This window comes from Ureibacillus sp. GCM10028918 (genome assembly GCF_042666115.1).
Lineage (GTDB): Bacteria > Bacillota > Bacilli > Bacillales_A > Planococcaceae > Ureibacillus.
The window spans coordinates 360,800-380,782 of record NZ_JBHTFK010000007.1 but is presented as its reverse complement, the minus strand read 5'-3'; the positions used below and the strand labels follow the sequence as shown (position 1 = coordinate 380,782).

23 protein-coding genes, 2 pseudogenes and 1 riboswitch are annotated in these 19,983 nt (G+C 36.3%); of the genes and pseudogenes, 6 read left to right on the top strand and 19 right to left on the bottom strand.

The features are described 5' to 3' along the window. Positions 1 to 20 precede the first annotated feature (20 nt). Together ACFQU5_RS11180 and ACFQU5_RS11175 are read right to left on the bottom strand one after the other, a co-directional pair. On the bottom strand, positions 21 to 833 hold the full coding sequence (locus ACFQU5_RS11180; RefSeq protein WP_390287755.1) for a GNAT family N-acetyltransferase: 813 nt from the start codon (positions 831 to 833) through the stop codon (positions 21 to 23). A 36-nt stretch (positions 834 to 869) separates the two neighbouring features. Continuing rightward, on the bottom strand, positions 870 to 1,403 hold the full coding sequence (locus ACFQU5_RS11175; protein ID WP_390287753.1) for a GNAT family N-acetyltransferase: 534 nt from the start codon (positions 1,401 to 1,403) through the stop codon (positions 870 to 872). Positions 1,404 to 1,679: 276 nt separating this feature from the next. Here ACFQU5_RS11175 and ACFQU5_RS11170 point away from each other — a divergent pair, with 276 nt between their 5' ends. Both ACFQU5_RS11170 and ACFQU5_RS11165 read left to right on the top strand, forming a co-directional pair. Beyond that, positions 1,680 to 2,087: a MerR family transcriptional regulator gene (locus ACFQU5_RS11170; protein ID WP_390287948.1), complete on the top strand. Its 408-nt coding sequence runs from the start codon at positions 1,680 to 1,682 to the stop codon at positions 2,085 to 2,087. A 41-nt stretch (positions 2,088 to 2,128) separates the two neighbouring features. Next, positions 2,129 to 3,457, top strand: coding sequence for a hemolysin family protein (locus ACFQU5_RS11165; protein ID WP_390287751.1), 1,329 nt, complete (start codon positions 2,129 to 2,131; stop codon positions 3,455 to 3,457). 102 nt (positions 3,458 to 3,559) lie between these two features. On the opposite strand, the pseudogene ACFQU5_RS11160 reads toward ACFQU5_RS11165, so the two are convergent. The 8 genes and pseudogenes from ACFQU5_RS11160 to ACFQU5_RS11125 all read right to left on the bottom strand — a co-directional run bounded on the left by ACFQU5_RS11160 (position 3,560) and on the right by ACFQU5_RS11125 (position 9,300). Further along, a pseudogene (locus tag ACFQU5_RS11160) lies at positions 3,560 to 4,011 on the bottom strand (DinB family protein). Positions 4,012 to 4,050: 39 nt separating this feature from the next. Then, a complete protein-coding gene (locus ACFQU5_RS11155; RefSeq protein ID WP_390287749.1) occupies positions 4,051 to 4,515 on the bottom strand; it encodes a GNAT family N-acetyltransferase in 465 nt (154 codons plus the stop codon). 30 nt (positions 4,516 to 4,545) lie between these two features. After that, on the bottom strand, positions 4,546 to 5,130 hold the full coding sequence (locus ACFQU5_RS11150) for a YcdB/YcdC domain-containing protein (RefSeq protein ID WP_390287747.1): 585 nt from the start codon (positions 5,128 to 5,130) through the stop codon (positions 4,546 to 4,548). Between the two features lie 9 nt (positions 5,131 to 5,139). After that, positions 5,140 to 5,496, bottom strand: a pseudogene (locus tag ACFQU5_RS11145) (YcdB/YcdC domain-containing protein). Positions 5,497 to 5,635: 139 nt separating this feature from the next. Further along, a complete protein-coding gene (locus tag ACFQU5_RS11140; RefSeq protein ID WP_390287745.1) occupies positions 5,636 to 6,508 on the bottom strand; it encodes an AraC family transcriptional regulator in 873 nt (290 codons plus the stop codon). Between the two features lie 274 nt (positions 6,509 to 6,782). Then, on the bottom strand, positions 6,783 to 6,992 hold the full coding sequence (locus tag ACFQU5_RS11135; RefSeq protein WP_390287743.1) for a hypothetical protein: 210 nt from the start codon (positions 6,990 to 6,992) through the stop codon (positions 6,783 to 6,785). Positions 6,993 to 7,212: 220 nt separating this feature from the next. Next, the gene (locus ACFQU5_RS11130; RefSeq protein ID WP_390287741.1) at positions 7,213 to 8,049 is read right to left on the bottom strand and encodes an aldo/keto reductase; all 837 of its coding nucleotides are present in this window, start codon (positions 8,047 to 8,049) and stop codon (positions 7,213 to 7,215) included. A gap of 57 nt (positions 8,050 to 8,106) precedes the next feature. Further along, on the bottom strand, positions 8,107 to 9,300 hold the full coding sequence (locus tag ACFQU5_RS11125; protein WP_390287739.1) for an MFS transporter: 1,194 nt from the start codon (positions 9,298 to 9,300) through the stop codon (positions 8,107 to 8,109). Between the two features lie 198 nt (positions 9,301 to 9,498). On the opposite strand from ACFQU5_RS11125, the gene ACFQU5_RS11120 reads away from it, so the two are divergent. Then, a complete protein-coding gene (locus ACFQU5_RS11120; RefSeq protein ID WP_390287737.1) occupies positions 9,499 to 9,861 on the top strand; it encodes a winged helix-turn-helix transcriptional regulator in 363 nt (120 codons plus the stop codon). A 30-nt stretch (positions 9,862 to 9,891) separates the two neighbouring features. Next, entirely contained in the window at positions 9,892 to 10,476 is a 585-nt protein-coding gene (locus ACFQU5_RS11115; protein WP_390287735.1) for a lysozyme inhibitor LprI family protein, read from the top strand. A gap of 437 nt (positions 10,477 to 10,913) precedes the next feature. Here ACFQU5_RS11115 and ACFQU5_RS11110 read toward each other — a convergent pair whose 3' ends face one another. Next, positions 10,914 to 11,507, bottom strand: coding sequence for a GNAT family N-acetyltransferase (locus ACFQU5_RS11110; protein WP_390287733.1), 594 nt, complete (start codon positions 11,505 to 11,507; stop codon positions 10,914 to 10,916). A gap of 298 nt (positions 11,508 to 11,805) precedes the next feature. Between ACFQU5_RS11110 and ACFQU5_RS11105 the strand changes: the two genes are divergently transcribed. Then, entirely contained in the window at positions 11,806 to 12,411 is a 606-nt protein-coding gene (locus tag ACFQU5_RS11105; protein ID WP_390287731.1) for a phosphatase PAP2 family protein, read from the top strand. 371 nt (positions 12,412 to 12,782) lie between these two features. After that, positions 12,783 to 13,028 carry a YkuS family protein gene (locus ACFQU5_RS11100; RefSeq protein ID WP_390287729.1) on the top strand — a complete coding sequence of 82 codons (246 nt, stop codon included), beginning with the start codon at positions 12,783 to 12,785 and terminating at the stop codon, positions 13,026 to 13,028. A 451-nt stretch (positions 13,029 to 13,479) separates the two neighbouring features. On the opposite strand, the gene ACFQU5_RS11095 is transcribed toward ACFQU5_RS11100, so the two are convergent. From ACFQU5_RS11095 to ACFQU5_RS11060, 8 genes are all read right to left on the bottom strand, one after another. After that, positions 13,480 to 14,382 carry an ABC transporter ATP-binding protein gene (locus tag ACFQU5_RS11095; RefSeq protein WP_390287727.1) on the bottom strand — a complete coding sequence of 301 codons (903 nt, stop codon included), beginning with the start codon at positions 14,380 to 14,382 and terminating at the stop codon, positions 13,480 to 13,482. Between the two features lie 18 nt (positions 14,383 to 14,400). Then, positions 14,401 to 15,594, bottom strand: coding sequence for an ABC transporter permease (locus tag ACFQU5_RS11090; protein ID WP_390287725.1), 1,194 nt, complete (start codon positions 15,592 to 15,594; stop codon positions 14,401 to 14,403). A 10-nt stretch (positions 15,595 to 15,604) separates the two neighbouring features. Further along, positions 15,605 to 16,723, bottom strand: a complete 1,119-nt coding sequence (locus ACFQU5_RS11085) for an ABC transporter (protein ID WP_390287723.1) — start codon at positions 16,721 to 16,723, stop codon at positions 15,605 to 15,607. Positions 16,724 to 17,024: 301 nt separating this feature from the next. Then, positions 17,025 to 17,738 (bottom strand): DUF4386 domain-containing protein, encoded by a 714-nt coding sequence (locus ACFQU5_RS11080; RefSeq protein WP_390287721.1) that lies wholly within the window; start codon positions 17,736 to 17,738, stop codon positions 17,025 to 17,027. A 45-nt stretch (positions 17,739 to 17,783) separates the two neighbouring features. After that, positions 17,784 to 18,020, bottom strand: coding sequence for a helix-turn-helix transcriptional regulator (locus ACFQU5_RS11075; RefSeq protein ID WP_390287719.1), 237 nt, complete (start codon positions 18,018 to 18,020; stop codon positions 17,784 to 17,786). A gap of 1 nt (position 18,021) precedes the next feature. After that, positions 18,022 to 18,468, bottom strand: a complete 447-nt coding sequence (locus tag ACFQU5_RS11070) for a hypothetical protein (RefSeq protein ID WP_390287717.1) — start codon at positions 18,466 to 18,468, stop codon at positions 18,022 to 18,024. Positions 18,469 to 18,667: 199 nt separating this feature from the next. After that, a complete protein-coding gene (locus ACFQU5_RS11065; protein ID WP_390287715.1) occupies positions 18,668 to 19,174 on the bottom strand; it encodes a GNAT family N-acetyltransferase in 507 nt (168 codons plus the stop codon). Between the two features lie 120 nt (positions 19,175 to 19,294). Beyond that, a complete protein-coding gene (locus ACFQU5_RS11060; protein WP_390287713.1) occupies positions 19,295 to 19,567 on the bottom strand; it encodes a hypothetical protein in 273 nt (90 codons plus the stop codon). 218 nt (positions 19,568 to 19,785) lie between these two features. Beyond that, a riboswitch (TPP riboswitch) is annotated at positions 19,786 to 19,895 on the top strand. The last annotated feature ends 88 nt before the right edge of the window (positions 19,896 to 19,983 follow it).

Sequence of the window (19,983 nt, the reverse complement as noted above, 5' to 3'; positions counted from 1 at the left end):
TTTTCTATATGAAGAACTAATTATTTAGCAATCCATATTGCTTTTGTATAAGCGACTTGCAATCCCGCTCTTTCCATATTATTATGGCTGACAGTGCCGAATTTTGCTTGTCCAACAATTAAGTTGCATTCCTTTTCAATTGCTTCACCTATACGATGTTTGATCAACTCACTCTGTATTCCTTTATTTCTTATACTCGGAACTGTCGCAGCAGCCGCAAGAGTAGCTATTGAATCCTTCATAAACAATACCCCAATTCCGGCAGCTTCGCCCTTATACGCTGCAAGATAAAATGTCCAATGCCCATTGTCATAAAGAACTTCATTATTTTGAGCTACCCCACTTTTCAGGAACTCCGGCATGCCAAACCCTTTTACATAAATATGAGCAAATATATCAAATTCGCGCCCTTCAAGCTTGCGAATACTTAATTTGGGTGGGTTTGATGTTTCAATATTTACTTTGGAAAGAGACGTGTACAGTGTTGTATAAAAATCATGCTGATAATAGCCAGCTTCACTAAGACATGTGAGCAATTCTGAAGATGCAGCAGCTGGGGTGAGTTCAAAACGAGCAGGAATCTCTTTTTGCTTGTAAAAGGCTAGAATCTGTTCGATGTACGGTTCGTCACCTGCTTTTAACCCTTTTACTGTATTGAAAGCTGGGCCTGGTATATTTTGAACCGAGAATGCAGTTGCCTGTCCAAACTTTTGAATCTCCACGCCCATCGGATTTCCTTGAATTTGTTGAATGGCTGTTAATCTAGAACGTAAAGCATCCATTTCTGATTGATTCAATTTTTCTGCTAACTCATTATTTAAAACTAATGTCATAGTTTTACACTCCAAATCTGAATTTTTCTAGAAACTCTAGTTCTCATTTTTCAGTAATGAATAGACGTATGTATCATGAGAAGTACCATTTTGTACTATATAATCCCGTAAAACTCCCTCTTTTTTAAAACCTATTTTTGTTAGTAACTTATTAGATGCGTCATTTTCCATAAATACAACTGCCCCAATTCGTCTTAAACCCAACATTTCAAATCCATATGCAAGAATTTCTGATAGTGCTTCAGAGGTATACCCATTTCTCCAATAGTCTGGATGGATTTCGTAACCGATTTCTGCCCTTTTATGTTTAGGCGACCAAGCATTGAATCCAATTGTGCCAATGATCCCCTCGCTCCCTTTAATCTCGATTCCCCATCTGATACCTCTTTTTGCTTCGTAGTTTTTTGAAAAGAAATCAACAAACTTTTCTGCTTGTTCTATATGAATCAACGTTTCCTCCCCATAATAACGAGTAACATTTTCGTTTGAGAAACAAGCAAAAATTGCTGCTGTATCCTCTTTTGTTACTTCCCGCAAATTCAGTCTTTCAGTCTTTAGCACCGGAAACATTGGATCTCCCCCTCTTTATTCTTTACTTAGTTCTATTAAAGTGGTGAAAATCCTTCAAATTGTAGTTACCTGTATTTTCCAGAGTGTGCAGCGCTTCCTTATAGTGACACCCGCTTCACTTTAAAAAGAAAATTTTCACAGTACCAAACACTTCTTATCTTCATTCACCATCCCTCTTAAATTTTAAAATCATCATAACTTAATGCATTTTAATAGCTTAACAGAAACTATCACGTTATACTTTAAGTATCACGTAATAGTTTGGAGGGGTGACAAATTGGGAACGAGAAAATAAAAATTAGTGATCTTGCAACTTGTGCCGGTGTTACAAAACGTACGATCGATTACTATACAAATTTGGGATTACTTGAAATGGAGCGTTCTCCATCAAATTATCGACTCTATCCTGTAGAGATGATTGAGCGTATACAATGGATTGAACAACAAAAAAAATCCGGAAAATGTTTATCGGAAATAGCCAAAATAATAGGCAACCATACAACAGAAGATAAACCCTATGAAGAAGTGAATATCCATGAGCTTCGCCTTCAAATGAAAAAACTAGAGAACGATGTCACGAAAATTATGGAATCTTTAAGCGAGCAAGAAAAACAAAATCTAAAACGAAAAGTAACGCCAGAAAGTGTTGCTTTAATGCAATCCTTAATTCTTTTAATACAATAACTTAGGAGGTGAATGTTCTACCTTTTTAGTAGAACAACCTATTGTCAACTGTCATATATTTAATTATCTTTGCCATATTAATTGCTTTAACAGCGTTCTTCGTAGCTACAGAATTTGCAATTGTTAAGGTGCGTCATTCACGCATTGACCAGCTTGTTGCACAAGGAAAAGCAGGTTCTATTGCTGCTAAACAAGTTACAACGCATTTAGATGAATACCTATCAGCCTGTCAACTTGGAATTACAGTGACAGCTTTAGGAATTGGTATGGTTGGGGAGCCGACGTTTGAATTTATTTTACATCCATTGTTTGAAAACTTAGGAATCCCTACTGACTATATTCATTGGTTTACAATTGGAGCAGCATTTGTCATAGCAACGTTTTTGCATGTGGTTGTAGGAGAACTTGCACCGAAGACAATTGCAATTCAAAAAGCAGAAGCTGTAACGTTAGCATTTTCAAAACCAATTCAAATTTTTTATAAAATTCTATATCCCTTCATTTGGATATTAAACGGTTCGGCTCGTTTACTATTGAAGCTATTTGGTATGAAACCTGCATCAGAACATGAGCTGTCACATACTGAGGAAGAGCTAAGAATTTTACTTTCTGAAAGCTATAAATCCGGTGAAATTAATATGAATGAGTTGCAATATGTGAATAATGTATTTGAGTTCGATGACAGAATTGCACGTGAAATTATGATGCCACGTACCGATATTATTGGTTTCGAGTTAAATGCTACTTTTGAAGAGGTATTAACAAAAGTAACAGAAGAAAAATATACAAGATACCCTATATTTGAAGGCGACCGGGATAATATTATAGGATTTTTAAACATCAAGGATTTTTTAACTCTTGGCATGAATAACCGAATTCAGCCTGAAACATTTAATTTAACGAATTATATTAACCCTGTCATTCAAGTAATTGAAATGATTCCAATCCATAATTTATTGCAAAAAATGCAAAAAGAGCGAATTCATATCGCCATTTTATTGGATGAATATGGTGGAACAAGTGGTATGGTAACCGTTGAAGATATTTTGGAAGAGCTTGTTGGAGAAATACGTGACGAATACGATGGTGAAGAGATTCCTGATATTCGCAAAATCAGTGAGAACCATTATTTTATCGATTCAAAAGTATTACTTGCTGACGTGGAAAAGCTATTATTTGTCGATTTCGAAATAGATGGCATTGATACAATTGGTGGCTGGTATTATACGCAGGATCCAGATTTGGACTTATCAAAAGTTCTCCATCATCAGGGATATAACTTTTCTATTCAGCAAAAAGAAGGTCAACAACTTCAATATATTGAGGTAATAAAAGCAGAATCTAATCTAAGCGAAGAATTAGTAGACTAGATGAGCTGGGACATTACCAACCAATACCATTTTCCTCGAGTAGGAAAATGGTATTTTTAGAGGCAGTATAAAAATATTCTTCATATGTAACTTCTCGAATCATTATAAACATTTCTTAATATCAATTATTGTTTGCAAATGCATTACTTCATGGAAAATCGTTCGTATCAACACTTGCTCAATTGTGTGCATACCCATTTCTGTTGGTGAATACTCTTCATCTAGACGATGACCATAGGCTTCCAACAATCTTGCCGGTTCAGCATTTCTTTCAGTTCTTCAAAAGAAGGAGTTTCCTCTGTGAAAGCATCCGGTGTTGTTCCGTATCCAAACTGGTTCTTAAATTCTTCAGGTGCCACTGTTTTTTCCCTCGTCAAAGCCTGTATCCATAAGTATTGATCTAGATAAATATGGCCCATATTCCATCGAATGTTATTCCGAAAAAGGTTTGGCACGATTTCCGCTGCTTCTGCTGCTACATCATTTAGAACGTGAAGAACATTTTCTCTATAGGTTTCGAGCTGATTGAAAAGAATTTTATGTCTTTCTTTCATTGTGATTCCCCTCTCCCCACACTCTTAATATTAAAATACTTATTTTAGATAAGATTTTTTATCTATTTTCCAATTAACCATAGATTCAGTCTGATCAATTCTTTGCATTCCCAGCTTTTCTAGTACTCGGATAGAGCCATAATTATCTTTTAGCGTTTCAGCTTTTACTTTCTCTACTTTCGATGTATTAAAAGCCCACATTATTAAAGCCTCGACTGCTTCCGTTGCATAGCCTTTGCCCCAATATTCTTCAAGGAAACCATAGCCCACTTCAACTGCTAGATTCTCGTCCGGCTTCCCCTTAAAACCTATATCTCCAATCACCCGATCATCTGATTTTCGAACAACTATCCAACAACCCCAATATAATAAGGAGGAATCTTTAGTTAAATCCTCTAAATAATTAGCAATTTGCGGACCATTATTATAGTTCTGGTTTATGGCTATTTGAACGGTTTCTTTTGTACAAGGTATGATTTGTAATCTATCTGTTTCAAGTATCAATTTTTCTTCCCTCTCATTTCCAGGATGCTATCATTCTTTTTCTGTAATAACCGCTCCTGTCATTGCATCAATGTAGCGGATTGCTTTTCTTTTCTCACGATCGCAAGTTTCATAAGCAAGCACATAGACTTCTTCATTTTCTTCATAGATTATATTCCGTGCTAATTCAAAATCCAGAGACTTTAGAAAAATGTTATGTGCTTCTTTTTGAGAAATAACTGGTTCAGATGGAATAGCCTTAAGTTGTTCAAAATCAAAACTAGGACCACTATAATAATCTATCAGACCTGTTTGCCGATTAACCGTAACTATTACCAATTCCAACGGAACCCGTATACCTTGCCAATTGTGAACTTGAAAGGTAAATGCTTCTGTCATTCCAGGCTCATCCAGTTCACCGTTGTCATGGTTCTGGACAAGTAATTGCAGGTATTGATCATAATTTGGAATACTCATTTGCAGAAAATCAATGGCTTTTTGATAACATTGTTCACGGTTTAAACAAAGGTCGCCACTTCGCTCCTTAAACCACACAAACCTTCTAATTCTCCCCGTTTTTTTCGAAATGAAGGCTTTTACGGTATCTTTATTATGCCTTTGTAAAAAGCTATCCATCACGATTTGCTAATAGGAAAATCTGCAGGCATCATTTGTTGATTTTTTTGTTTCATAAAGAGTTAAGAATTGTATGTCTTGAGGATAATGACTACACAAATAGCGCTCCGCTATTTCCCTTAATTCACTTTCATTTAAAGCGATTCTATCAGTCTCCGTGTTATCCCGTTCAATGGATAAACTAGTCAAATTACCAGTAAAGTCAAGTGTAATCTAGATTCCTTCATCTTGTTGTTCATCTGCCCATGAAAACACGGCTTCTCCTTCGCCATCTCCCCACTCATAATATTCTTCTATAACATGTTGAAAATGACTAGGAATCTGGACGAATGTTCTTGCTCGTTCCTTTAGTTGTTCTTTATTCAACAAAACCACCTCCAAAAAGTAATTTCATTTCTCAGCATTCAGATTAATATTAACATATATATCCAATTAAAAAATCATCTCTCCTCTTGCTATTCTTAGAGGGGAGATGATTTTAATCAATCTTTAATAACTACATCTTTTATTTTATTAAAACTGGTATCCAAATTTCACTTTTTACAGTTGGTGATGTTAAATCTTTACTTTTAATCGACAGCATTTCTGGACCTTCTGTTACTTGATAGCTGGAGGATGGAAACCACTCAGAATAAATCCTTGCCCACGTTTCCTGCAGGGACCCAGGAAATGGCCCTGTCGATTCGAATATCGCCCATGTTAGGGCAGGCACTCCAAGCTTTGTATAGTCTTCAGGACACCTATTCGTTGTTGCCACTCCTATATACTGATCAAGCTCCCCTTTTTCTTCCATGCGCCCATCCGAAAAGTTTGTAGATGCTTGAATCAGCCCGACAGGTTCAATATTAGATAGATTTTTTAGTTGAGTTATTTTTTCCGTGTTCAATGATTTCCACATTTCTGTAATTTCCGGGTTTTCCCCTTCAAAAATAATCGGAACTCTTTTCATGATGCCAACTATGTTAAAGGCCTCTTTCTGTTCAATTCGATAATTCATTTCATTTCCTCCTCTAATGGATAATTGAAAGGTCATTAGCGGATAGGATTTTAATGGCTGGCCATTATTTCTTGCTTCTGATGGAGTTACACCGTGTAAATTCTGAAATGCTCTAGTAAAAGAGTCGGGTGAATTGTATCCATATTTAATGGCAATATCTATTATTTTGAGGTTACTACTATTCAACTCAAAAGCTGCCAAACTTAGTCTTCTTCGACGAATATATTCTGAGAGCGGAATACCTGCAAGGAACGAAAACATTCTTTTAAAATGGTACTCAGAACAATGTGCCAAACTTGCCACCATCTTGAAGTCTATTTCGTTCGTAAGGTTTTCTTCAATATAGTTCATGGCATCGTTCATATGTTTAAGCGAATCCATTATATGACCTCCCTTCATCAACAGAATAGCAGGAGCCAATCGTATTCATCCGACAATCCGTGCACCATTTTGTGGGATAGCTCTGTCTATACCGGAGTTGTTATATAAAATTGATTAAATATTTCACAACCTAGTTTGTTCCTTTGCATAAACCAGTCAACCTATTAGACTTCGCTTCATAGGTAAAGTTACAATTCTCTGTTGATATTAATTTTCATTTTTAGCAAAAAAATAGTGCCGACTTCTATATAATAGAAAATCGACACTTATACACTTAGCGTGACTCTTTTGGTGGCTGGCATACGTCACATTTACGTTGGTTATTATTTTTAAACTTCGTAAATGTTTTTTCAAAATTTGTTCCGCAAGAACATTTAAATAATAATTTTTGAGAAAAACCGTGATATTCTGTCGTTAGCAACTTACTTTCCGAATTACTTTCAACAAATTCTTTAATTTTTCCGATTGTCCATCGTTTATTCATTCTCCTACACCTCCAATTTAGATTAAGCGGAGGCTATTTTTGCTCCTAATCCACTTCTTAAGTTCTACATTATATCATGTGCTTGTCAACATTTATATATAACGTTATTTTAACGCGAACTCGGTAACTATATGAGAACAAATTAGTTCTATCCTATTCTTTCATAAAAGGGAAAAAGGAAAGCCGTATCAAATCGATACGGCTTTTACTTTAGTAACTATTAAAAATCAAAATTATCTGGGTCTGGACCTACTCGATGATTTTTATTTAATCCATCGATAATCTCCATATCCTCTTTCGTTAATTCGAAATTAAAGACATTCGCATTTTCAATAATACGATGTTCTTTTGTTGATTTCGGAATTGTCACCACTCCGTTTTGCAAGTCCCAACGCAGGATGATTTGGGCAACGGATTTATTATATTTAGCAGCAATCTCTTGTAACGTTTCGTTATCCAGTAATTGTCCTTGCATTAAAGGTGACCATGCTTCAAGCTGAATTCCGTTTTCCCTGCAGAATGCTTGCAACTCTTTTTGCGTGAGTCTTGGATGGTATTCTACTTGGTTGATCATCGGCTTGATTTCAGCATCCTTCATAAGATCTTCGAGATGGTGAATTTGGAAATTGCTAACACCAATCGCTTTTACTCGTCCTTGTTTATAAAGCGTTTCTAGTGCTCGCCAAGCATCTTTGTATTTCCCTTCCACTGGCCAGTGTATAAGATATAAATCTAAATACTCTAATTCCAGCTTCGCTAAGCTTGTCTCAAATGCTGCAAGAGTTGATTCATAACCTAAGTCAGAATTCCATACTTTCGAAGTGACAAATAACTCTTCTCTCGAAATTCCAGCTTCTTTTAAGCCCTCTTGAATTCCTTTGCCTACTCCTTCTTCATTTCCATAAATCGCTGCAGTATCAATACTTCTATATCCATTTTTAATAGCTGATTTTACAGCATTTACGAGCTCAGGGCCTTCCTCTACTTTAAAAACTCCTAACCCAAACCAAGGCATTTTAACGCCGTTATGCAAAGTTGTTGTATCTTGTAAATTCATTGTTACTTCCTCCAAATTTTCGTATTTTTATTTCCTTAGGTATGACACCCTTAATACTTAAGCATTTTTTGCTCGATCCCTGCGTTCCAATGCTCTACTAAATCCTGTTAGAATTGCCGCAATTAAAACCATAAGTGCACCAATCCAGGATGTGTGGATAAGTCCGATAGAATCCGTGACTAGCCCTCCAACAAATGAACCTATTGCAATCCCTGCATTAAACGCAGCAATATTGATAGCTGATGCTACATCCACTGCACTAGGTACAAATCGTTCCGCCAGCATTACAACATATACTTGTAAACCTGGCACGTTCATAAAGGCAAAGAGTCCCATGAAAAGTATTGTAATTAATCCAACGATTTTATACGGTGCCGTAAACAGTAAAACAAATAAAATGATTGCCTGTACAATAAACATATAGAACAATGCATTGATCGGATTTCGGTTGGAAAGTTTTCCTCCAATCGTATTCCCTATTGCAATGGCAATTCCGTAAATTAATAATAGAACCGCTACCGTTTCTTCTTTAAACCCGGTTATCTCTTGAAGTAACGGTGATAAGTAAGTAAACACAACAAACGTCCCACCATAGCCTAATGCAGTAATAATGAAGACCAGCAATAAGCGACCATTTGCGATGAGCTTAAACTGATCGCGAAATGTTGATTTTGTCCCTTTACGTAAAGTAGATGGAATTAGGATGCTATTTGCAATAAACGCAAGTATACCAATTACTACTATAACAAAAAACGCCGCTCTCCAGCCTAGTTGCTGTCCAATGTATGTTCCAAATGGTACACCCGTTACAGTAGCCACTGTAAGACCAGTAAACATAATGGAAATGGCGCTTGCTCTACGATTTTCAGGTACTAAATCAGCCGCAATTGTCGTTCCAATTGACATGAAAATACCATGTGCGAAAGCCGAGATAACGCGTGCGATAAGCAACACACTGATAGACTCAGAAAATGCAGCTAGACTGTTTCCAACAATGAAAATAATCATAATCCACAGCAATAACGTCTTGCGCGGTACATTCGATGTCAAAGAAGTCAGCACAGGAGCCCCAAAAGTAACTCCTAATGCATATAAAGAAACCGTTAACCCTGCAGTTGTTACCGGTATACTTAAATCATCCGCTATCAGCGGCAGTAATCCGACACTGATAAATTCAGTCGTACCTATTGCAAATGCACTTACCGCTAATGCGAGTAATGCCCATGTGCTTTGTTTTTTACTTAAATCCATATTGTCTCCCCTCCAGTAAGTAATTCTTCTAAACCTTCTTACAGATTAACTATTAAAAGAAAGTGTAGTAAGAATCGGCCGGCAAATGTTATTATGAGATATACGGATTGAAAATAAAAGTACGCACTTAAAAGTAATATAGGTACCAAAAAGTGATATAGGTACTTTTTAGTGCCTATTAAATTGGAGGATTCACATATGCAGAAAAAGAAATATAACATATCAGTCGAAGCAACTTTGGAGGTTATTGGAGGTAAGTGGAAATGTGTCATCCTTTGTCACCTTACTCATGGAAAAAAGCGGACTAGTGAACTAAAACGACTTATGCCGAGCATTACGCAAAAAATGCTTACTCAACAACTCCGCGAACTTGAAGAGGATGGCGTCATTAATCGCATTGTTTATAATCAAGTTCCTCCAAAAGTAGAGTACGAACTAAGTGAATATGGTAAGAGCTTAGAAGGAATCTTAAATGCCCTATGTAATTGGGGAGACAATCACATTATGAAAGTTTACGGTGATAAATCAGAGGTTTTAGAAGAGAGCATTTTAAACACTTAATAGCAAACTAAAAGAAGAAAGGTAGTTTTTATGAAAAATAGCCGTAAGTTTCTATTGGAAATGCTAACCTTATTATCTGTTCTCTTAGCGGCTTGTGGAAATTCAGGTGATGACTCAAATTCTTCGTTGGATCACACTATCTCAACTGAAGACTCAAGCGATGATTCTACTAACGCCGTCTCTTCTGAAATAGTGGATACATCAAAGAATGACCCTGCACAAGTTGAAGACCCATCTTCCAATAATACTGCAACTAGTCTGAAGGAAGAATATCTCCAGAAGTTAAATGACACGAAAAAAGAAACCGACGAGATGCGTAATAATCCAACAGATGAAAGCACAACCGCTCTTAAAGACGCGGAAAGCGAAATATACGATATTTGGGACGGTTTGCTAAATGAAATATACGGCGTCTTAAAGCAGCAGCTTCCTTCTGAAGACATGGACCAACTAAGAGAAGCACAACGCAAATGGATAGATTACCGAGATCAAACTGCACTTGAGGCATCTCTAAAATATAAGGGCGGGACGATGGAACATTTAGAATATGTTGTGGTCCTGAATTATCTTACAGAAGAAAGATGCTTTGAATTAGTTGAGGACTATATGAAATAGTCCTCTCAGACTGTTGACAAACGCTCGCATACTGCGTTGGTCGCCTCACTCGCCCCCTCATGAACGTTATGTTCTATTCGGGTCTTCGCTCGACTTCCCGCCTTGTCTGACAAGCGTTTTCAAGTCAGTCTGAGGATATTTATTTTTTAAGTATTTCTCTAAAAATGAGTGTAGACAAAGTCGATTTCCGACTTTGTCTACACTCTGTGAGGACTATATGAAATAGTCCTCTTTTTATGGTTTTTTCAAGTATATATTTCTTTATGCCAATCGCATCAAGCGGTCCTTTTGACATAATTTTAAAAAACATGGAAGCAATTTCCCCAGCTGTTTGTCGCCTATCGGAATTTGAGCAATAGCGAATTACCCCAAATGCGGTCTCTTCGATTGGAGACGATTCTTAAATTTTCTATTGTTCCTCTTGTCATTTATTAACCTCAGTACTCCTTCTCCAGTAAACCAATCAACCTTTCTTTTACTTCATTCCATTCTGTATCAACAATACTGTAGAAGATGTTGTCGTGTATTGTTCCATCAGCCTTAATTCGATGTTTTCGAAATGTACCTTCTTTTACGGCGCCTATTCGTTCTACCGCTTTTTGAGAGCGCTTGTTTTGTCCACTAATTGAAAATTGCACACGTAAAACTTCTAGTTGTTCAAAACAATAACACAGTAATACGTATTTACATTCTGTATTTACCTTAGTTCTCCAAACAGCAGGAGAAAGCCATGTCCATCCTATCTCAACATTTCGATTTGCTAAATCAATGTCACCAATACGGGTAGTCCCTAGTACTTCACCTGATAATTTATCTTTTATAATAAAGGGGATTTGGGTACCGTCATTTTTATGTTTCATAGCTACGGATAAAATTTGTTCTAGGTCTTCTATTGTTTTAACTTCCCTCCATGTATATTTCCATACATCGAGACTCTTAATAGCTTCATATAATTCTTCCTTATACCTCATTTCAAGCGGAACAAGGGTTATTGTATCTCCTTCCAATGTCACATTTCTTTCCGTTCTCAAGTTTTAGCACCTCCATTTTAAGATTGGATAATTTAGTTATAGTTTAAATCTGCAAAGTATTTAAGATATTTAGTATGATTCCAAAGGATCATCCATATTTTCCCTAGACTAATTATATAATAGTTTAAATTTATTAATAAATAAAATCATCTCAAGGCTATTCCGTCTCAATGGGTATGTCTCACAAAATAGAGAGAAATTATATTGGATTTATATATATTTGTATTTGCCTTCTATTTTCAATATGTGGTACGTTTTAATTCCAGATGGGAAATGTTAATTAAAAGGAATGAAACGAATGAAGAAATTTCGATATGGTTTCGCTATTTTTGCTTTTGTTGTATTCTGTATTTTATGGATTACCTATGAGACACCTGCTATCAAAGCTTTTGACCAAAAAGTTTCGGACATATTGTTCGGATTTGATTTAATTACACCCTTTCATTATTTGGGTGAAACGAAGGTCATTTTTGGTGTTTCACTGATTGTTCTCGCAATTATTTGGGTTCGCCTTCGTGATTATCAATTAATGTTCTTCGTGTTTCTAACAATCGGCGTGGGATTTGGACTATATCAATTTTTAAAACGCGTAGTTGAACGGCCCCGTCCCGAAATTGTCGATCAACTTTCCACATTTAGCTTTCCATCAGGGCATTCAACCCATGGCATTTTATTTTTACTGACCCTTGCCTTTGTATTTAGCAAACTTGTTAAATCAAAAAAAGCTTCACAGATTGCTTGGGTTTTAGCTATTATAATATTTGTGTTTATTGGCCTTTCCAGAATTACAGAAGGCCGTCATTTTGCATCTGATGTATTAGCTGGCTGGTCACTTGGGTATACTTGGTTTACCCTGTGTTCTTGGTGGTATAAAATAAGTATTCGCGATTTTAACCGAATATAAAACACGGATACAGAAATGTCATTACTATTTGTAGGTGAAAATAATGAAGTTAACTGATAAAGAACTATCCGATTTATATATGAAATACAGGAAAGAAAAGAAATTGTTTAAACAGAAAAAAAGGCAGTCCTTATATGATTTAAATCATTTTTTCGAGTGCAAAAAAGCTTTATCCCTTATTAAAATAGAAATGCAGAGACGTGGGTTAAAGAAAAAGCACGCAAGAAAATTAAGTAGCTTTTAGTATGCTCCTCTTTTGATGCTACACTTTAACAAAAGTGTGGCATTTTTTTTATTTAAATTATTTTTTGTTTGAAATGAATAATTCATCTGCCTATTTGACACATTACATTATGGGAGGTGGAAGATTTATGCCGAATACTATTGGTGTTGAACAATCATTATCTAACGTGGAAGCAGCTTTAAAAGCAAAAGGCTATGAAGTAGTTCAGCTTCGTAGTGAAGCAGATGCACAAAACTGTGATGCTTGTGTGATTACTGGTCAAGATGATAATGTGATGGGAATCAGCGATACTGCCATTAAAGGATCTGTTATAGATGCTACTGGTCTTTCTGCTGATGAGGTTTGCGAACGTGTAGACAAGCTATTCCATTAATCATTATAAAAGTGCTACCCTAAGGTCATCGAGACTTTAGGGTAGCACCTTTAAATCTGATGTTGTGGCGGAGAGTATATTTCTCAAGGACAAGCTTTAGCGCATTTGTTTAAATGGTGTCCCCGAGATTGCTTCTCATGGACAAGTTTTACCGCATTTGTTCAAATGGTGTCCTCGAGACTGCTTCTCATGGACAAGTCTTAGCGCATTTGTTTAAATGGTGTCCCCGAGACTGCCTCTCATGGACAAGTTTTATCGCATTTGTTTAAATGGTGTCCTCGAGATTGCTTCTCAAGGACAAGCTTTAGCGAATTTGTTTAAATGGTGTCCCCGAGACTGCTTCTCATGGACAAGTCTTATCGGATTAGTTTAAATGGTGTCCTTGAAACTTCCTCAATTTGATTTCTCCAAGACTCCCCTTTTAGGTTTCAAGCTCGTGTCCATTTTCCTTCTAGTGATAATACTTAGAATAAAGATCACTCAATGTCATCTTCCCTACACTGAATGCTTGTTTGTGATTTTCACTTAGAAAAGCTGATATACTTTCTAACTTTCCCGATTCATTTTTAAGGAAGTCGATTAATGCAACATTGTTGGCTAATAATTGGATGTTCAGTTCCGGGAAGGCTTGCGATAGCTTTTCCTGCAACTCCGGCGTTCCCTCGGGTACTCGAATGACGACATTTCCTTTGACTCCTAAATCCTTATAGATATCTTCAATGAAATCCAGCTTTCCACTTTTCACAAAGAAAATGCGATTTGCGTATTTCTCCAGATTTTCAAGTAAGTGAGAAGCGATGATAATCGTTTTTCCTTCCGCTTTTTTCTCCACCAGGATTTGTGAAATTATTTCAACCTGCGTAGGATCTAGACCGTTCATTACTTCATCCATTAACATGATTTGCGTATCTGAAACAATTTGCATAGCAAAGCAAAGTCTTTGACGCATCCCTAATGAATAGGTCCCCGTTTTCTTATTTACATAGGACTCCATTCCAAGTGAATTAATTGTGCTTTCGATTAATTCTGGATTACTATCCCACATGGATGAATACATTTTGAGATGCTGCTTTCCGGAAAGGTGATTGTATAAGTCACTTTGGTCAGGCATCATGGAAACGAGCTTGTGAATTTTTACTTCATTTTTTTTCGTTGTATATTCCAGTTCCTTATTAAATATTATTTTCCCACTGTTTGGGCGAAGATAATTCATGATTACATTCATCAACGTAGATTTCCCAGTTCCATTAGGTGCAACCAAACCAATGATTTCCCCAGGATGGAAATTGATTGAGACCTCTTTTAATATATCTCTACCTGAAAAATTCACCCCTATATTTTTTAGCTCCATCATATAGTTTCCTCCTGTTCATCAAAGTATCTTAAACCTTTTTTGATTACTAATTATGAAAGTAATGAAAAGACAAATAGCTGTACATGCAATCATGACAAGAAGACCATTTGTCAATGTCAGCGTTACTGAATTATTGAGGTACTCGCGGTAACCTGCAATTATTTGCCCTACATGAACATAGCTCGATGGATACCATTGAATATCCTTTACAAATCCAAGCCCTCTCACATAATAATAAAACTCGGCAAAAACAACGACACAGCCTAATGCTAAATTGGCAAATTCATTTCTTATGGTAATACTTATTAGCAATAGCAATGAAATCAGCAATAAAAACCAGAAAAGAATCAACAGTGCGTTTTGGAATAGGTATTCTCCCATTGTAATTACAGTAAAGGCTCTGGCTTCGTAGCTAAAAATCGGCACCGGCAGATCCAAATCACCCAGCCCATTTTGAATCGCAATGAGGAAGAAACCCACAGACAACGGAATAATAGCCAGGATGCTCCCTATTAGGGCAACCCCTCCTTTTACAAGCAGCCTTCTCCATATCGAAATCGGGAAACCCTTTATTAACGTTGGATTTCGTTTATCTTTTAATACAATATCTACAGTGAAGAGAATGCAACTGACAAGGAGAATCAAAGGTAGATAGCCATGCAGCAATCGCTGTAACGTTTGCAAGGCTGTCCTTTCCTCAAATACATCCATCGATAAATTAGAAGTTCCTTCTGCATAGCCTTTAAAACGACTGGCAGAATACATATAGGCGTAGTGCCCATCCTCTGTTGCATAAAGATTCCCTGCCGTGTAATAACGAGGATTATAATAAAGAAGACCCTTACCACTTCTAAAAATCAAGCTATCCGAGTATTCGTACCAATTATAAGTCGCCTCTGCATACTTTTTCAGATCATTGTTATCTATTGCGTCTAATCGTTGTTTATCGTATTCGTTCCACTCCGGATAAATGGCAGCTGCAAATCTTGTTAAAGGATATGTATTCTCATCAAGAACAACGTTGTTTAAAAAGTCCTCTCTTGTCAGGTATCTCGCTTCAATTTCATCTCTATCGACCTTTTCAATCGGATCATAGAAAGGAGCAATTTTTAATGCGTAGAAGCATGCAAAAAACAGCAGAATGACATAGACGGCTAGATTTTTCTTATTGAACATGAATTGAATAAATTCAAACTTAAAATAGGCTCGCATTTGTCTCCCCCTATACTTTTTTTAGTTTTCCAGCAGTAAAGAATAGCTTAACAGCAATCAGCATCAGAACAATACCTATACCGATGCAGATTAATCCATGGATCAGTTCCAATCCGATTGGCTTTGCAAGCTCGAGACTTTGTCCACTTAAAAGATTAGTAAAATTCATATAGTTAAATGGATTAAATGGGACAAGGCTAACTAGCGCAGGAAATAAAGAAGGAGCAATAAACAATAGTAATTGAACAAATAACGTTAAATACGTATTCTTTAATAACACATTTAGAATAAGAGACAGAAGAATTGTAAAAATCGCTATAAAAATCATATAAACCACGGCAATCCCTATGTATTCGAAAGTCCCGATTACTTTAAAACTGCCATCAAATATAGCAATCGGATACTTTGGGTCCCCTGCCCCGTAAAAGTATATGAAGGGCAAACTGCAAATAAATAGTTCTACTATAAAAAAACAGACTATGAGCATTGCTGAAGCAGATTTTGCCAAGACATATTTATCAAAGGAAACAGGATACCCTTTTATTAAAGAGGTATGACGGAACTCCTCAATTAAAATGCCACATGAAAAAATACTGATGAAAATAAACCAAAAAGACCCCAGCATCATAAATAAATTTAAGAGAAATGGAAAGAATGATAGTGTATCCTGAGAGACCAACAATCCCGTTTTGTCCATGAATTGATAGAGTATCGAATCCAATTGATTCTCTGTTTTGCCAGGAAGATTTGCCGCTACCTTTTCATATCCTTCTAAATCAAAAGCACTCTCCCTTAACTCAGCCAGCTTTATCCCCGTATCTAGATATAATTGCGGGCGTTCTATTTTAAGAGCCATACTTTGATTCACTACGTACCGCTGCTGCTGGAGCAAATTATAGTATAAGTCGCTTCCATTCCCATAATCCATGGCATCTGCGGTTTGAAACTTCGTCAAAGCTGATGCGACAGATTGATATTCACTTGCCTTTTCGTCTATAAGTTTTTGTGAGTTTTCGATTTTTATATAAGAAAAAAGCCCAAAAACAAATAGTGCAACGACAATACAGGCAATAATATTCTTCTTATTTGTTCTTTCTATAAGAAAATCATTCTTTAAAAGCTTCCACATAGACACCCTCCATATTAAATTTATACTCTGTAAAAACTCTGAATTTTTCCAAAGAAAGGGAATATTTTTCAGTATACCAAATTTTCCGACTATTATATAGATATAAAAAATCTGTTAGGACTACACCAATTACTAGAATTCACTCCTTTTTTTCTTCAGAAGGATACCATCCCAAACATAAAAAACTGCACCTCCATGTTAGATGTTTCTAACAATGGAATGCAGTTCATTTCTAGAAATCTTCCTTTTTATATCTCTACTTTAATGCAAACTTCGTTATTCCAGGATTAGATTCATGCCACTACCTGATCGCATAATTTTTATCAGAAATGGAAGCAAGTGCAGATTCGTTAAATCCTTTAAAGATCAGCCATATCGCTAAAATCATTTCATTCGCGGCTACTGGTAGCGCAAATATTCCACCCCATAATGAAATTTGCGGAAATACACCGAACATTACCAGGAAGGCACAAATGAAAACAAGCATCGCCCCCGTCATTCCTAATGTCGATATGAATCTAGGTACTAGCTTCGTTTTATAAAAGATATAACTATACATAATCGTGTTTATACCAAGCATGAAAAGAGGACCCAGTAAAAATGTCCAGTCGTGTATTGCTTTTAAAAGAGTTCCAGAAGCCAGAAAGTACGCCGAATCCTGAGATCCTGCTGCAACAAATTCCCGACTTAACGTCAATAGAGAAAGCACGCTAATTATTCCAACAGTAATAATAACAGCTTCAAGGAATCTAAAACATACATGCCAAAGAGCCACCGTCTCATTATACTTTCTTAAAATAGGAAACATTGTTGTTGCAGTTCCAACTACTGAAACTACAAGAATCAGCTCCATAATTGCACCTAGTATCACTTGGTTTGCATGTTCGGCACCACTTTTTAGGTAATCCGATCCATTAAGGATAGGATCATATAAATTAAGACCAATAACTGCCGTAATGGCTGCAAGTAAAAACAGAACTCCTACAATCTTTGCCGATTTCTTATTTGAACTCATTTTTTATCCCCTTTGTTTAATAATTTCAAAAACGATATAGCAATATCAATCAAAGTTCTTCTGCTTTGTGTCTTCTTCGTAGAAAAATACTTCTTCCAACGGTAAATTAAAGGCTTTAGCAATACGAAATGCCAGTTCCAAAGATGGAGAGTAATTTCCCTTTTCGAGAGACACGATTGTTTGTCTTGTTACACCCACCTTGTCAGCCAATTGCTGTTGAGTCATTTCGTCATGGTTGAATCGTAGTTTTCGTATGTGATTGCCAACAAGACTTTTTCCCATCTTACACTCCTCTCCTATAGTGATATAGCCTTGTAGCAGATCCGGTCACATCCGATATGAAACCTGAGAAGATTAGGATAATAAACATCACCTGCAAAGGCTGGTAGATAATAAGTGAACTCATGGCAAGAATAAAGCCGATGATAAATACAAAAAATGAATTCCGGAACGCTTTCAAGTCAATTAACTTATCCAGTTCATCTGCAAATTTTGGTTCCCTTTCTTTTGTTGTCATTCTAAAGACAATATTAAAAATAATACTGATAATGATATGTGCCACTATTGAAAACACAGCTAGAATTAGCACGAAAGAACCCCAGTAACGAAAGCTCTCCATCGACTCCACACCTTCTCCAGGATAACGCGGGTACATATACAAGCAATAGGTTACAAAAATAAATATGGCACTGATCAACGATACGATGCTCTTCTTTTCTTGATAGGTCATATCTTCACCCCCTGTTTATTATTTTTTACATAAAGTAAAGTTTGTTATACATAATGTATGTTGAACTACACAAAAAGTTAACTACATGTTACATTAATTTTTCAAAAGACTCTTCTTTTGCTATTTGTTCGACAAAAAAAGGAGTTGCCTCATATATAGTTTGAGACAACGCCTTTTTTGTTGAACTATTAAACTTTCTTTAATTCGAAAGCTTTTTCCCTAAAATAACTAGATCTCTTTTTACTCCGTCCAAAGTTGCCACTTCCGGGAAGTGAGCCCATTTTTCAAAACCGAACTTTTCAAATAAACGAAGACTTGGCTCGTTGTGACCAAAGATAAATCCTAATAAAGTATCCACATCACAGCTTGGTGCCGTTTCAATGACTTTCGATAACACTGTCTTTCCAAGACCATTTCCTCTGAAATTTTCATCCAAGTAAATGCTGACTTCTGCCGTTGCTTGATAGGCAGGTCTTCCATAAAAGTCTTGAAGGCTTACCCATCCGCAGATTTCACCACTTGTTTCCACTACCCAAAGAGGTCTTTTGGAAGGGTTATGCTCATGGAACCATTTTAATCGATCTTCTACCGTAACCGGTTCAGTGTCTGCCGTAACCATTCTGCCTGCGATCGTTGAATTATAAATCTCTACAATTTTCGGTAAATCTTCTAGTGTCGCATCGCGAAATGTAATCTCTAGTGCCATAAAAACACCTCATAATTATTATAATTTTAAATCCATGTTAATTCTATTTACACCGAAATACAATAAAATCTTTGGGAAGATACGCAAAAATAAAAAGCGCCCCTACATTTGTAGAAACACTTATTTTACCATTCTTTTAAAAATGCCAAGATATACAAGGGCAAAACCGATGACTTCAAGCAAGATAAAGCTATATATCATAACAGTAAATCCTACAAACCCGTCTTCTTCATCCATTCCAAATAAAATCCCGGCAATCCAAGCTACTAAAGGGGCAATAGCAACAATTGTCGCCACTCCCCAAGTTACAAGCTTCTTTTTCCTTGCCTTGTTACGGCTAGTAAAAAATGCCAAACCGAAGGCAAGTACTAAGATAGTGATAGCAATTGGCAAATGTTTTTCTCCCCTAATTCTAATACTATTTTGGTTGTAGATTCTCTAATTCCGATTATAACAAAACTCACATCTTCCTGTAACCAAGTGAACACTTGAAATTCTATCATTTGTACGAAGATGGATATCCACGACTCTATTTATCTAAAATGTATTTCAAAATAATATTGAACTTTTCTCATAGTTCTGTCTAAAATAGGAAATATAAGTTCATATCAAGAAGAATGTAGGGGTGCTGGTTTAGCCAGCTGAGACTGTATCCGTTAGATACTGACCCTTTGAACCTGATTTGGTTAATACCAGCGTAGGGAACATTGGCTTCAATCTGAGTTTCTTTCATATTGAAATGAATGTTATTTACGTCTGGGATTATTTCTATCCCAGACGTTTTTTATTTCTTCTTTTTATGGATTAAT